The 14,023-nt window shown below is 35.5% G+C and carries 13 protein-coding genes; 12 read left to right on the top strand and 1 reads right to left on the bottom strand.

From position 1 onward, the window contains the following. Positions 1 to 42: 42 nt before the first annotated feature. From HUW50_RS02380 to HUW50_RS02360, 5 genes are all read left to right on the top strand, one after another. The gene (locus tag HUW50_RS02380; protein ID WP_185653662.1) at positions 43 to 1,188 is read left to right on the top strand and encodes a cysteine desulfurase family protein; all 1,146 of its coding nucleotides are present in this window, start codon (positions 43 to 45) and stop codon (positions 1,186 to 1,188) included. A gap of 5 nt (positions 1,189 to 1,193) precedes the next feature. Then, a complete protein-coding gene (thiI, locus tag HUW50_RS02375; RefSeq protein ID WP_066326688.1) occupies positions 1,194 to 2,393 on the top strand; it encodes a tRNA uracil 4-sulfurtransferase ThiI in 1,200 nt (399 codons plus the stop codon). 87 nt (positions 2,394 to 2,480) lie between these two features. After that, positions 2,481 to 2,684: an alpha/beta-type small acid-soluble spore protein gene (locus HUW50_RS02370; protein WP_066326692.1), complete on the top strand. Its 204-nt coding sequence runs from the start codon at positions 2,481 to 2,483 to the stop codon at positions 2,682 to 2,684. A 393-nt stretch (positions 2,685 to 3,077) separates the two neighbouring features. Beyond that, complete coding sequence (gene mbcS, locus HUW50_RS02365) at positions 3,078 to 4,661, top strand: acyl-CoA synthetase MbcS (protein WP_066326696.1); 1,584 nt, start codon at positions 3,078 to 3,080, stop codon at positions 4,659 to 4,661. A gap of 94 nt (positions 4,662 to 4,755) precedes the next feature. Next, positions 4,756 to 6,339 carry an amidohydrolase gene (locus tag HUW50_RS02360; RefSeq protein WP_185653661.1) on the top strand — a complete coding sequence of 528 codons (1,584 nt, stop codon included), beginning with the start codon at positions 4,756 to 4,758 and terminating at the stop codon, positions 6,337 to 6,339. Between the two features lie 60 nt (positions 6,340 to 6,399). Here the strand turns inward: HUW50_RS02360 and HUW50_RS02355 are convergent, their stop codons facing one another. After that, entirely contained in the window at positions 6,400 to 7,200 is an 801-nt protein-coding gene (locus HUW50_RS02355; RefSeq protein ID WP_066326700.1) for an NAD kinase, read from the bottom strand. Between the two features lie 157 nt (positions 7,201 to 7,357). Here HUW50_RS02355 and sppA point away from each other — a divergent pair, with 157 nt between their 5' ends. The 7 genes from sppA (at position 7,358) to HUW50_RS02320 (ending at position 13,979) form a co-directional block, all read left to right on the top strand. Then, the gene (gene sppA / locus HUW50_RS02350; protein ID WP_066326702.1) at positions 7,358 to 8,362 is read left to right on the top strand and encodes a signal peptide peptidase SppA; all 1,005 of its coding nucleotides are present in this window, start codon (positions 7,358 to 7,360) and stop codon (positions 8,360 to 8,362) included. Between the two features lie 12 nt (positions 8,363 to 8,374). Continuing rightward, a complete protein-coding gene (locus HUW50_RS02345) occupies positions 8,375 to 8,902 on the top strand; it encodes an RDD family protein (RefSeq protein WP_066326705.1) in 528 nt (175 codons plus the stop codon). 296 nt (positions 8,903 to 9,198) lie between these two features. After that, positions 9,199 to 9,882, top strand: coding sequence for a DUF2953 domain-containing protein (locus HUW50_RS02340; protein WP_260445642.1), 684 nt, complete (start codon positions 9,199 to 9,201; stop codon positions 9,880 to 9,882). An 82-nt stretch (positions 9,883 to 9,964) separates the two neighbouring features. Beyond that, positions 9,965 to 10,420 carry a GerW family sporulation protein gene (gene ytfJ / locus HUW50_RS02335; RefSeq protein ID WP_066326707.1) on the top strand — a complete coding sequence of 152 codons (456 nt, stop codon included), beginning with the start codon at positions 9,965 to 9,967 and terminating at the stop codon, positions 10,418 to 10,420. Between the two features lie 172 nt (positions 10,421 to 10,592). After that, positions 10,593 to 11,093, top strand: a complete 501-nt coding sequence (gene tpx / locus HUW50_RS02330) for a thiol peroxidase (RefSeq protein WP_066326713.1) — start codon at positions 10,593 to 10,595, stop codon at positions 11,091 to 11,093. A 173-nt stretch (positions 11,094 to 11,266) separates the two neighbouring features. Continuing rightward, positions 11,267 to 12,256 (top strand): class I SAM-dependent methyltransferase, encoded by a 990-nt coding sequence (locus HUW50_RS02325; RefSeq protein WP_066326725.1) that lies wholly within the window; start codon positions 11,267 to 11,269, stop codon positions 12,254 to 12,256. 532 nt (positions 12,257 to 12,788) lie between these two features. Then, on the top strand, positions 12,789 to 13,979 hold the full coding sequence (locus HUW50_RS02320) for an acetate kinase (RefSeq protein ID WP_066326737.1): 1,191 nt from the start codon (positions 12,789 to 12,791) through the stop codon (positions 13,977 to 13,979). The last annotated feature ends 44 nt before the right edge of the window (positions 13,980 to 14,023 follow it).

Raw genomic sequence — 14,023 nt, 5'->3', positions numbered from 1 at the left:
GATTGCAATCATTTTAAACTTAATATAGAAAGAGGAAACAGAATGTTGTATTTAGACAACAGTGCGACAACACAGCCTTATCCAGAGGTCATATCAACGTTTTCAAAAGTAACTGAAGTTTATTTTGCTAATCCATCCTCCGTACATAAATTAGGAAGTGAAGCTGAGTCACTTCTAAATCAATCTAGAAAACAGGTTGCAAATCTTTTAGGGGTGCATGAACAGGAGGTTATTTTTACTTCAGGAGGTACAGAAGGGAATAATCTTGCGATAAAAGGAGCAGCACTTGCTAATAAACATAAAGGAAGGCATATCATCACTTCGGTAGTCGAACATCCATCTGTTTTGGAGTCGTTTAAACAGCTTGAGCAAGTTCATGATTTTGATGTTACGTATTTACCAGTTGATGAGAATGGTATAGTCTCAATTGAACGCATGAAAAAAGAAATACGTGAAGATACTATCCTCGTATCGATTATGCATGTAAATAATGAAGTCGGCACCATTCAGCCGGTAACAGAAATTGGACAGCTTATTACGCAGTATCCTAAGGCTCTGTTTCATGTTGACAATGTTCAAGGTATCACGAAAGTGCCACTTGACTTAAAGAAAGCTAATATTCATCTTTGTACGATTTCAGGTCATAAATTCCATGGTTTAAATGGGACTGGTGCTTTGTTTGTGAGGACAGGAGTTGATCTTCTTCCTCTTTTTTCAGGTGGCTTGCAAGAACTTCAGTTGAGATCAGGTACAGAAAGTCTTGCAGGAAATGTGGCTTTTGCTAAGGCACTAAGAATGGCATCTGAAAGAGCTGAAGAGCAATCTTCGACCATGAAAAATACTTTCACTAAACTTAAAAGGGAATTAATGAACATAGATGGTGTTATTGTTAACACACCGCAAGAAAATACTGCACCACACATAATAAACTTCTCAGTACCATCTGTGAAAGCAGAAGTGCTGATACATTATTTAGGTGAGCGTAATATCTTTGTATCAACAACTTCAGCTTGTTCATCAAGAAGGAAAGCTATTAGCACCACACTTCTTGCTATGAATAAACATCAGGATGTTGCGAAAAGTGCAATTCGAGTGAGTTTGTCAATTGACCAAAATGAAGAAATAATTAATCCTTTTATTAAGACGCTTTCTAAGGGTATAGAAAAATTATCAAAGGTAATGAGGTAAAAAAGATGAAATTTGATCACATATTAATTCGATTTGGGGAAATATCTACTAAGGGACGTAATCGCAGGAAATTTATTGATAGGTTAAAAAATAATGTAAGAGATGTGCTAACAGATTTTCCAAATCTTGAATACCAGGGTACACGTGATAGGCTTTATATCCATTTACATAACGAGGATCATGAAGTAATCGTTGAAAGGTTAAAGAACATATTTGGAATTCAATCATTCAGTTTAGCGATTAAATGTAAAAGTGATATATCTGAAATAAAAGAAATGGCATTAAAGGCGGTTAACAGTGTATTCCAGCCATATGATACATTCAAAGTAACAACAAAGCGAGCAGACAAACAATTTCCACTTGATACAAATGAATTAAATTATCAGATTGGAAGTCATGTGCTAATAAATACCGAAGATCTTACCGTAGATGTTAAAAATCCGAAAATAAATCTACGTGTCGAAGTTCGAAAAGAGGCAACATATCTTACATGCTATGATTTTAAAGGAGCAGGAGGTCTACCTGTAGGTTCTGGTGGCAAGGCAATGCTTTTATTATCAGGTGGGATCGATAGTCCTGTAGCTGGGTTTTTAACATTAAAAAGAGGAGTAGAATTAGAGGTTATTCATTTTTTTAGTCCCCCCTATACAAGTGAACGTGCGAAACAAAAGGTAATTGATCTAGCCAGGGAGTTAACTGCTTTTGGAGGTAAGATAAAGCTTCACATCGTCCCATTTACAGCTATTCAAGAAAAAATTCAAGAACAAGTTCCCGAAAATTACACGATGACATCTACACGTAGAATGATGCTTAAAATAGCTGATAAATTACGAGAAAAACAACAAGCTCTTGCACTAATTACTGGGGAAAGCCTTGGACAAGTAGCAAGTCAAACATTGGAAAGCATGGTTGCTATTAATGATGTTACTAGCACACCAATAATTAGACCACTTATCACAATGGACAAACTCGAGATAATCGAAATTTCCAAAAGTATTGGAACACATGATATATCAATTCGACCATATGAGGACTGCTGTACAATTTTTACTCCTGCAAATCCTAAAACAAAACCAAAGCTTGAGAAAGTATCACGTTTTGAAAGCTTTGTTGATTTTGATGAGCTTGTTTCACAATCATTAAATAAGGTGGAAACAATCGTCATAACAAAGGAGCAAAAGGAAAAATTCGATAACTTATTATAGAAAAGCACTTGTGAATATTTACCAAAAACAAATATGAATGAAGCCATGTGTATTTACACATTCTAAACTCACAAGGAGGTGATACACATGGCACAAAACAATAACTCAAACCAACTTGTTGTACCTGGTGCACAACAAGCTATCGATCAAATGAAATATGAAATTGCTTCTGAGTTCGGTGTAAACCTTGGACCAGAAACAACTTCACGAGCTAACGGTTCTGTTGGTGGTGAAATCACTAAACGTTTAGTATCTTTTGCTCAACAACAAATGGGTGGTTCTTTCAAATAACATAATTTAATAAATAATGGCTACTAAGAGCGGGAGTAAAATCCCGTTCTTTTTCTTGTGTGAAGAAATATGAGACTCTACATGAAAGCATTAAATAATTGTCTTTTTCCAATACATAATCGATTGTATTTAACGATCGTCTTACTGATAATTATTTAAATTATTTATTCTATTAGGTATAATATTATTGTAAGAAGGAAATGGGACGGAACCTGCAAAAACTTATTAATTTGTTCATTAGTTTGAACATAGATGAGTTTTAGCTCAACACTTATTGTAGTGCGTGCTTGTACACTCCTAATTGGAGCTACTTGTGGGAATACTCTATTTTCCTTCATTTTTAAATTGTGCCATGAATTTATTTAGGATTGTGCAAACATTAGGAGGGGGAAAATGGTAAGAGAAGAACTACTTGCGCCATTAAGTTATAATCTTGTAGAAGAGATTGAAAAATATTCGACAGATGCAACAAAGATCGCATTAAAATGGGAAAATGAACAAGGTCAGAAAAGTGAGATTACTTATCGTGCTTTATTGGACAGGGTAAATCAAATTGGAAACGCTTTCAAAAACGAAGGCTTAAAACTGGGTGATAAAGTTCTTATTGTTATACCTAGGGTTATAGATGCATATGCTGTTTATCTTGGTGCTTTAAAAGCAGGTTTAGTAGTGATTCCTAGCTCAGAAATGTTACGAACAAAAGATTTACAGTATCGTGTAACACATGGAGAAGTTAAAGCTGTAATAAGCTATGGACTATATACTAATGAATTTAGAGGAATAAGACAGTTTGATAAATTGATAAAATTCGTTATAAATGGAAACGATCCAGATTGGTTACCGCTAGACGAGCTAATGAAGAAACAAAGCACATCAATGAATATAGCAGAAACAAAATCTGATAGTAAGGCATTCGTTTCTTATACATCAGGTACAACAGGAAATCCAAAAGGTGTTGTACATACACATGGTTGGGCTTTTGCTCACTTAAGAACTGCAGCGAAAAATTGGTTAAGCATTGAGGAAAATGATATGGTCTGGGCAACTGCTGGACCAGGATGGCAAAAATGGATTTGGAGTCCGTTTTTATCAGTATTAGGTTCGGGTGCTACAGGGTTAATTTATCAAGGGAAATTTGAGCCTAATAAATATTTACAGCTTTTAGATGATTACAAAATAAATGTATTATGCTGTACACCTACAGAATATCGATTAATGGTAAAGGTTGAGCAGCTTGAGAACTATTCCTTAGCAAATTTACATAGTGCAGTCTCGGCTGGAGAACCATTGAACCGAGAAGTCATCGATACATTCCAGCATTATTTTAATGTAAAAGTTCGTGATGGTTATGGTCAAACAGAAAATACACTCCTTGTTGGTGTCATGAAGGGAATGGAAATCAAAGCAGGTTCAATGGGGAAACCTACTCCAGGTAATGATGTGAAAATTATAAATGATGAAGGTGAACCATGTGTAGTCAATGAAGTTGGGGACATTGCAGTTCATAAGGATACACCTGCATTATTTAAAGAATACTATAAGGATTTTGAACGGACAGCGAGTGCATTTAGAGGGGATTATTATATTACTGGTGACAGAGCAAAGATGGATGAAGACGGCTACTTTTGGTTTGAAGGTAGAGGCGATGATATTATCATTAGCTCTGGCTACACTATTGGTCCATTTGAGGTTGAAGATGCAATTGTTAAACATCCTTTAGTGAAGGAGTGTGCCGTAGTAGCTAGCCCAGATGAAATTAGAGGAAATATCGTAAAAGCTTATATTGTATTAAGAGATCCTTCTAATATCAATACCCCGGAGCTAATTACTGTACTGCAAGAGCATGTCAAAAAGCTAACAGCTCCTTATAAATATCCGCGTGAAATTGAGTTTATTGATGAATTACCTAAAACAACATCAGGTAAAATTCGTCGAATAGAACTTAGACAACGTGAGCTTGAACTAAAACAAGCATAGTCAGTGAAAACCAGGCTCAACATCGCCTGGTTTTTTGTTTTGGAAATGGTTATGGTAACATTTTGGTAGACACTAAATCCTGGAGGAATGATGATTGGGTACATTATGGTCTGGAGGAAAAATATACACTTTAGAAAAAGAAGGTAGCCAAGTCGAAGCTGTATATGTTAAAAATGGCTATATTATTGCAACTGGGAGTTATAAGTATTTAGTTGAAGCTTATAAAGAGGATATAGAAGAGCTGCATGATTTAAAGGGAAAAACGATGATACCTGGTCTCGTAGATAGCCATCTCCATTTAATTGGACATGGAGAAAAACTAACAAGACTGGATTTTTCAAAGACGACAAGCTCAAAAGAAATTTTAGAAAGTATTAAAGATCGAGTAAAGGACATAACACCAGGAAGCTGGATTATTGGAGAAGGATGGAATGAAAATCAACTAGAGGATCAAAAGATTCTACATAAAGCTGAATTAGATGAGGTTGCACGGGATCATCCATTATTACTTAAAAGAATATGCAGACACGCAAGTATAGCAAACTCAAAAGCATTGGAGCTTGCAAATATTACAGGTGATACACCTGACCCGGCTGGGGGGGTTATTGTACGGGATGAACAAAACGAACCAACTGGATATTTACTAGATCAAGCACAGGAGCTTCTGTTTGAAATTGCACCTTCTCTTACTCAGGAGGAGTTAGAATATGTACTTGAGACATCTATAAATGATTGCTATCAAAAAGGGCTAGTGGGTGCACATTCGGAGGATTTGGCCTACTATGGCAGTTTAGATAATACTTTAACCGCATTTCATCGTGTCTTAACCAAGGGATTTAAATTCCGCACCCATCTGCTTGTTCATCATCTAGTCGTAGATGAATTTCACAAAAAACAAAGAAGTTTAGGAAACTACGGAGAGTTCGGCGCGATGAAAATCTTTGCTGATGGAGCCCTTGGAGGAAGAACTGCGTTGTTAAGTTTCCCGTATAAAGATGATCCAACCACTTCAGGTGTAGCTATTCATTCAAAAGCTGAATTAGTAGATCTTATTGTGAAAGCAAGAAGCTATAAAATGGAAGTAGCGGTACATGTAATCGGAGATTTGGCATTTGAATGGATATTAGATGTGATTGAAGAGTACCCTCCATTGAAAGGGCAACATGACCGTCTCATTCATGCTCAAATTTTAAGAAATGATTTAATAAAAAAAGCGAAACAGCTTCCTATTATTTTAGATATACAACCACGGTTTGTAGCAAGTGATTTTCCATGGGTAACTGAGCGGATTGGTGAGGAATATATGGAAACATGCTATGCATGGAAGACGCTGCTTCAAGAAGGTATTCAATGTGCAGGGGGTTCTGATGCACCTATAGAGCCAGTTGATCCGCTTTTAGGTATTTATGCTGCAGTGACAAGGACTAGTATTTATGATGATTCAGGAAAAAGCTACTACCCAGAGCAAAAGCTCTCAGTTTATGAGGCTGTTGAGCTATTTACAAAAGGAAGTGCATATGCAACTCACCATTCACATAATCGTGGGATGATTAAACAAGGCTATACAGCAGATTTCACTGTGTTTGATCAAGATATATTTGAACTGCCACATGAGGAGCTGCTAAATGCGACTGTCGAGTTAACGATTGTTGATAATGAAATTATGTATAAAAGGTAACCAACGATGGAAATAGAGATGAGTGAAAAAGGAAGCATATAGGCTTCCTTTTAATCATTTTTATAAAAATGTTCGCTTAACTTTCTCCCAGTATGAATTATCCTTAAGTTTTACTGTTTTAATTGGTAACTCACTTAAACCATACTCTAGTTGTTTTACATTGCGGATACTTAATGCTTCATTATCCATTCCAATAACAGGGTAATCATTGCCATCTTGTACGATTTTTAATGTTAATTTTCTTGTGTCACTTAGTATAAATGAAGAACCTAGTGTACGATAAAGATTGTTATTTAATGAAGCTAATTCACTTACTTGTATGCATGGAAGCATAGGATCTACAACTGCACCATTTACAGATTTGTTATATGCAGTACTTCCTGTAGGTGTGGCAATTAACATCCCATCTCCTCTAAACGTTTCAAAATGTAGATCATCTATATAAACATCGATAACGAAGGTTTTAATGATACTTGAACGGATGGAACATTCATTTAAACATTTAAAAGATGTCGTTTCATCAAGTTTTACTTCTAATACTGGGTAACGTCTAACCTCAATTTGAGACTCTTTCATAGCTTGAATCATTTTCTCTCGATCATCAAGATGGAAGTCACAATACAAGCTTAATGTATGATCAACTCCTATGCCTACATATAGACAGTCTGAACGAAAGTTTGTTTTGCGTACTGCCTGTAAAAATGCACCATCTCCACCTATGCTTACAATTACATTTGCGATAGTATGATCTTCAACAACTCGAAATTCATTTTCTCTTGCTAATTCAATAAGGGAATTGATTTTCTCTAAGAGTTCGTCCTCTTTTTTGTAAAAAAAATAAACATTACGACGATCTGACACACTGATTCCTCCTCATGATAGGTAAATTCTCCACATTTTTCCTTGAAGATGATACAATACTCTATGTTGTTTAGTTTACCACTTTTACATAATTAAATGTTTTAAAGCTATGCAAATCATATCAAAACAATTCTAGTTGAAGGAGGAGACATTTTAAATGAACGGTAAACGATGGGGAGCTATTGCCATTGCAGGTGTTTTGTTCGTATTTTCAATTATTATAAGCTCAACGATGATGTTCATAAATCAAAGCGACCTATTTAAGGATGCTTTTGCATCAAGCTCTGGATTTTCAGAGGAAATAATTGAAGAAGGCAATTCGTTAGATAAGATCCTTGTTTTGAATGTAAATGGGGTTATACAAGACACTGGTGAAGATGTAACTTCTTTTTTTAGTACTGCAGGCTATCAGCACCAAACTTTTTTAGATATGGTTAAAGCAGCAGGTGAGGATGATAGTGTAAAAGGTGTCATACTTAGAGTTAACTCACCTGGTGGCGGAGTTGTAGAAAGTGCTGAAATACATAAAAAATTAATTGAACTAACTAAAAAAAGTAAAAAACCTTTATATGTGTCTATGGGAACAACTGCTGCATCAGGTGGGTATTACATCTCCACTGCTGCAGATAAAATTTTCGCAGCTCCAGATACTTTAACAGGTTCTCTAGGAGTTATCATGCAATCAATAAACTATGGGGAATTAGCTGAAAAATATGGTGTTAAATTCGAAACCATTAAAAGTGGACCCTATAAGGACATTTTCTCTCCAACTCGCGATATGACAGAGGAAGAAAGAAAAATACTTCAATCTATGGTGGACAATGCCTATAAAGGGTTTGTGAATGTAATTACAGAAGGACGTCCATTATCAGAAGAAGAGGTTCGCAAAGTTGCTGACGGCCGAATTTACGATGGTAGACAAGCAAAGGAAAATAATCTTATCGATGAGCTAGGATATTTCGACGATACAGTTGCCGCTATGAAAAAGGATTTAGATTTAGAGGAGGCACAGGTCGTTGAGTATGGTGATTCATTAGGTCTTGATTCACTCCTATCAATGAGTGTTGGTAAAGTATTTAAAGAGGATGCTGAGCTATCTAGTCTTTATCAATTGCTTTCGAGTTCAAATTCTCCAAGGCTTATGTACTTATATTCTGAATAAGGGGGGATAAACGTGGATGCTACTTTTGAAGGTGCAGATAATACAGAGTTATTGGATAAGCCTGTAGAAAAGCAAAAGACAATTGATTTCGATCATTTACAAGCAGGTTTTTGGATTCGCCTCTGGGCTTATTTAATCGATCTTCTAGTTATCGGTAGTGTGAATCGAATTGTAATTTATCCACTATTTGATTTAATAGGTTTAAATAACAATAACTCATTTCTGTTTTCTCCTGTCTCAATTGCAACAGCTGTGATCTTTTTTGCTTATTTTGTATTAATGACAAAATACTTTAATCAAACTTTAGGGAAAATGATTTTTGGTATAAAAGTAATTTCTATTAAGGAAGAAACAATAAGTTGGGGAACCATTTTATTCCGAGAATTAATAGGACGTTATATTTCAAAAACCATTTGGATTGGCTATATCATTGTTGCTTTTACTCCAAAAAAACAAGGACTTCACGATATCTTTTCTGATACACAAGTTATTCATGAAAAGTTATTTATTAAATATGCTGAAGAATTGTCTGCTGAATAAATCAGCGGACTTTTTTGATGTAAGGCTCTGTTAAACTTGGCTGTTGATTTCCGCTGCAACCGTTCGCTTCCGCGGGCGGTCCGAGAGCATATCCGGTTTGCTTTGCATCTGGATATAGTCTCCCTTGTATTCGCACTCTAAGCAGGAATCCCACGTATCTGGTCAAATCAACAAAGTGCCAAAACATTAGTGAGCTTTAACAGAGTTAAAACTAAAATAAACCTACTGAACATATCAGTAGGTTTATTTTAGTTTTATAGAGGCGATAATGATGGATTGAAAGGGTGTGAAAAATCGTGTTTATAGTGATGATTATTTTACTGCTTTTATCCTTACTCTTTTTACTGATTATTTTTACTAAGATGACGGTTACACTGGATTTAAATCATATCGGTGATAATGACCAGTTTAAAATAAAATTTCGTGCATGGTTTGGATTACTTCGCTACACGATTAACATTCCACTAGTAAAAATTGATAAGGATGAACCCAAACTTATTGTAAAGCAGGAGCAGAAAATGGGAAGTGAAAAAGCGGATAATAAGGTAAAAGAAATAGAGGATAAGGTAACACCTGAGGATGCACTAAATGGGCTGAGCGATATAAAGGAGATTACACAACATATTGTTGGAATGCATAAAATCATCCGCAAGTTTTTAAGGAAAATAAGAATAAAAAAACTAGAATGGCATTCACAATTCGGGATCGGTGATGCTGCACATACCGGGTTATTAACAGGTGCTGCCTGGGCAATTAAAGGAGGCGTCATTGGTCTTCTAAGTCAGTATATGAAGTTACAGACGACCCCTGTAGTAACAATAACTCCTGAATTTAATCAGTTCTGTTCAAGAACGAAATTACAATGTATTTTTCAGTTTCGAATCGGGCAAGCTATTTTGGCAGGTATACAATTCATTAAATATTGGAAAGGTGGACGTCCTAAGTTGAAAACCAAACCATTTTCATTTTTTTCAAACTAACAGTTTAGCAATGAACTTGGGGACAACTTTCCCGGTATGTAATGAAAATGACCGTTAATAATCTTTAAGGAGGCTACATAACATGAGTGATCATCCAATTCAAGGACTAATGAAAACAGCAATGGAAAATTTAAAACAAATGATTGATGTTAATACAATCGTAGGAGATCCTGTAGAAACGCCAGATGGAAGCGTCATTTTAACAGTATCTAAGGTTGGGTTTGGATTCGCAGCAGGAGGTAGTGAGTTTAATTCCTCAGGTAGCGAAGAAGGTGGCGACCCAAAATCTCCAAAACTTCCATTCGGTGGTGGGAGTGGTGGTGGAGTTTCCATTACTCCAATTGCATTTCTAATCGTATCAACAACAGGTGTAAAAATGCTTCATTTAGATGAAAGTACTCATTTATATGAAAAAATCTTAGAAGCAGCCCCACAAACTGTAGAGAAAATTCAAGGAATGTTCAAAAAAAATAAAGATAGCAGTAATTCACAAAGTTCAAACAATCAAAGTCAGCAAAAGCAAGATTTAGATTTTTAACTGCCGTTTAGGCAGTTAATTTTTTTTATGGGTCATTTCTCATAATTGAGGGATACAAATGCTTTTGCAAAGTCTTGCAAAAAGTTAGAATTTTTAAAAGTTCAAAACAATTGATAAATCTTGATAGCTAGGCTATATTTACACTGTACATAATTAAAAGGAGGAATTTGGTATGGCTTCTATTACGTTCAAGAACAACCCAGTTACATTGTTAGGCAATGAAGTGAAAGTTGGAGACAGTGCACCTGATTTTACAATACTGGCAAACGATTTATCTCCTGTTTCACTGGCAGATTCAAAAGGTAAGGTTCGTCTAATTTCTGTCGTACCTTCAATTGATACAGGGGTTTGTGATGCACAAACACGCCGTTTTAATGAAGATGCGTCAAAAGTAGAGAATGTTGAAGTTTTAACAATTAGTGTGGATTTACCATTTGCTCAAAAAAGATGGTGTGCTGCTAATGGATTAGAAAATGTGCAAACTCTATCAGATCACCGTGAGCTTTCTTTTGGTGAAGCATATGGTGTCCATATTAAAGAATTACGTTTATTAGCTCGTGCTGTATTTGTTGTTGATGCAAATGACAAAGTAACATATGTTGAGTATGTGAGTGAAGCAACAAATCATCCTAACTACGAAGCTGCAATTGAAGCTGCTAAGTCTGCACAATAAGGTTCAAAGACTAACATAGATAAAGGGACTGCTTTTGGCAGTCTTTTTTGTCGTATAAAAATTTTACGCTAGGACAATAGCTAGATTAGGAGTTGTCCTATTCATCAAGGCGCTTGCGCTTTTGTTCTGCAATGTCTAAAATGAGAAGAGTACGATGGCGAGGAGGAAAATGGATGAAAACAGTTTCTAAAATAGAGAATTTGTTTGCAGTAATAAATGAAACAGCAGATCTTATCGCGAAAGAATGTAACATGACTTACATAGAAGCAGTTGCAGAAACTGGCGAAAATATTTTTCATGGTTCAATTCTACAGGAAGATCTGAGCGAGATTACAGAAAAAAGTTTAAAACGTAAATATGAAACAATTAAAATAGATTCTTTTGGTAATGAAGAGCTTCGTAAAGCATATCAGTTGGCAATTTTAAAAGGGTTAAAAGAAGGTGCGCATCCTAATCATCAAATGACACCAGATACAATCGGTTTATTTTTGGGTTATTTAGTAAGCAAATTTGTCGGTAATCAAAAGGAAATATCAGTATTGGATCCCGCAGTTGGGACTGGAAACTTACTTACAACTATACTGAATTATTTAACGCTAGAACAAGTTGATAGCTATGGTGTAGATGTCGATGATTTACTAATTAAATTAGCATATATTAATGCAAATCTTCAAGAACATCCTGTGCAATTCTTCAATCAGGATAGCTTAGAGCGATTGTTAATTGATCCAGTTGATATTGTTGTCTGCGATTTACCAGTTGGCTATTATCCTAACGATATAGAAGCATCTAAATATGAACTTAAGGCAGATGAAGGCCACTCATATGCTCATCATCTTTTCATTGAGCAGAGCATGAAGCATGCGAAAGAAAATGGTTATCTGTTTTTTATTGTTCCCAATTCCTTATTTGATACGAAAGAAGCACCGAAGCTAAATCAATTTCTTAGAAAGATGGCTATTATTCAAGGATTTATTCAATTGCCGTTATCCTTATTTAAAGATGAAAAGCATGGAAAGAGCATCTTGATTCTACAAAAGAAGGGTGAAAATAGTACACCTCCTAAGCAAGCAATTCTTGCAGAATTACCAAAATTCTCAAATAAAGAAGCAATGAATTCAATTATGAAGCAAATCGATCAATGGTTTAGAGAAAATAAATAATATTATATTGGATTAATTAGGAGACTCTTATTTCTTAGGGTTTCCTTTTTGAATAGTATCAGAATTTATAACTTTTCTTACTCAGTTTTGGTGTCTAGCTCCAGCGCCTAGACCCTCGGGGTCATAAGCCACTCAGGAATTGAAGACAAAGAACGTCTTCTATTCCTGAGCGTCTTATGCCTGTCGGGTCTGTTCAAGGCGCTTGCGCTTTTCTTAATACTTAATCCATTACCTTAATTATTAGAATTGTAAGACTTTTAGTTGTAAACGATTCCAGTTAAATCAAGTTCTTGAAATGTTAATATGTCAGTGTTTAAATGGAAAAGGCAGATAATAATCGTGAACATTTTGCAAAGAATAAGAATGTAAAAATATAAGCAAAATGGGAAGATTCATAATAAACAAAATCTACATTGTATGTCTATTATCGACTATTTATTAGACGAAAGATTCGGGTCTAACTGTTTGTCTACATGATTAATATCGTGTATTACCAACTTTCGGCACGGAATAAAAAGGAGAGTAACAATATATGGCAAAAGTTATAGCAATTAATGCTGGTAGTTCATCATTGAAATTTCAACTTTTTGAAATGCCAAGCGAAACAGTTTTAACTAAAGGTTTAGTAGAAAGAATTGGGATAAATGATTCTGTATTTACTATTTCAGTAAATGGAGAAAATCAAAAAGAAGTAACAGATATACCTGACCACGCTGTTGCTGTAAAAATTCTTTTATCAAAATTAACTGATCTTGGAATTATCGGATCCTTAGATGAAATTGAAGGAATCGGTCATCGAGTTGTACACGGTGGAGAAATCTTTAATGATTCTGCACTTATTACAGATGAAACTTTACAACAAATTGAGAACCTTTCTGAATTGGCTCCACTTCACAATCCTGCAAATGTAGTTGGTATAAAAGCATTTAAAGAAGTGCTTCCAAATGTTAATGCAGTAGCAGTATTTGATACAGCATTTCACCAAACAATGCCTGAGCAATCATTCTTATATAGCTTACCTTATGAATATTATGAGAACTTTGGAATTCGTAAGTACGGCTTCCATGGAACATCACATAAATATGTTTCAGAACGAGCTGCAGAAATTTTAGGTAGACCAGTAGAACACCTACGTTTAATATCATGTCACTTAGGAAACGGTGCAAGTATTGCTGCAATCGAAGGTGGAAAATCAATTGACACCTCTATGGGATTTACTCCACTTGCAGGGGTTGCAATGGGCACACGCTCGGGTAATATTGACCCTGCACTTCTACCATTTATCATGGAGAAAACAGGGAAATCTGCAGACGAAGTACTAGATATCTTAAATAAAAAGAGTGGAATTTTAGGTGTTTCAGGTTTATCAAGTGACCTTCGTGATATTACACAAGCAGCAAATGAAGGCAATGATCGAGCTAAAATTGCCCTTGAAGTGTTTGCAAGCCGTATCCACAAGTATATTGGTTCCTATGCAGCAAGAATGTCTGGCGTAGATGCGATTATCTTCACAGCTGGAATTGGTGAAAATAGTACAGAAATACGTGAACGAGTATTAAAAGGCTTAGAGTTTATGGGTGTTTATTGGGATCCAGCTCTTAATAAAGTACGTGGTGAGGAAGCATACATCAGCTACCCTCATTCACCAGTAAAAGTTTTAGTTATCCCAACCAATGAAGAGGTTATGATAGCACGCGATGTGCAGAGAATAGCTTCACACTGAGTTCAACGTTTTCCGATAGTCTAATTAGGTACATCTAACCAACA

It is taken from the genome of Metabacillus sp. KUDC1714 (assembly GCF_014217835.1).
GTDB lineage: Bacteria > Bacillota > Bacilli > Bacillales > Bacillaceae > Metabacillus > Metabacillus rhizosphaerae.
Note: the sequence above shows the minus strand (reverse complement) of the source record. Positions and strands in the feature narration are given on the sequence as shown.

Coding starts and splice junctions, on each gene's coding strand:
- tpx (WP_066326713.1), top strand. CDS start 10,593: ATGGCTTCTATTACGTTCAAGAACAACCCAGTTACATTGTTAGGCAAT.
- ytfJ (WP_066326707.1), top strand. CDS start 9,965: ATGAGTGATCATCCAATTCAAGGACTAATGAAAACAGCAATGGAAAAT.
- thiI (WP_066326688.1), top strand. CDS start 1,194: ATGAAATTTGATCACATATTAATTCGATTTGGGGAAATATCTACTAAG.
- sppA (WP_066326702.1), top strand. CDS start 7,358: ATGAACGGTAAACGATGGGGAGCTATTGCCATTGCAGGTGTTTTGTTC.
- HUW50_RS02380 (WP_185653662.1), top strand. CDS start 43: ATGTTGTATTTAGACAACAGTGCGACAACACAGCCTTATCCAGAGGTC.
- HUW50_RS02320 (WP_066326737.1), top strand. CDS start 12,789: ATGGCAAAAGTTATAGCAATTAATGCTGGTAGTTCATCATTGAAATTT.
- HUW50_RS02325 (WP_066326725.1), top strand. CDS start 11,267: ATGAAAACAGTTTCTAAAATAGAGAATTTGTTTGCAGTAATAAATGAA.
- mbcS (WP_066326696.1), top strand. CDS start 3,078: ATGGTAAGAGAAGAACTACTTGCGCCATTAAGTTATAATCTTGTAGAA.
- HUW50_RS02370 (WP_066326692.1), top strand. CDS start 2,481: ATGGCACAAAACAATAACTCAAACCAACTTGTTGTACCTGGTGCACAA.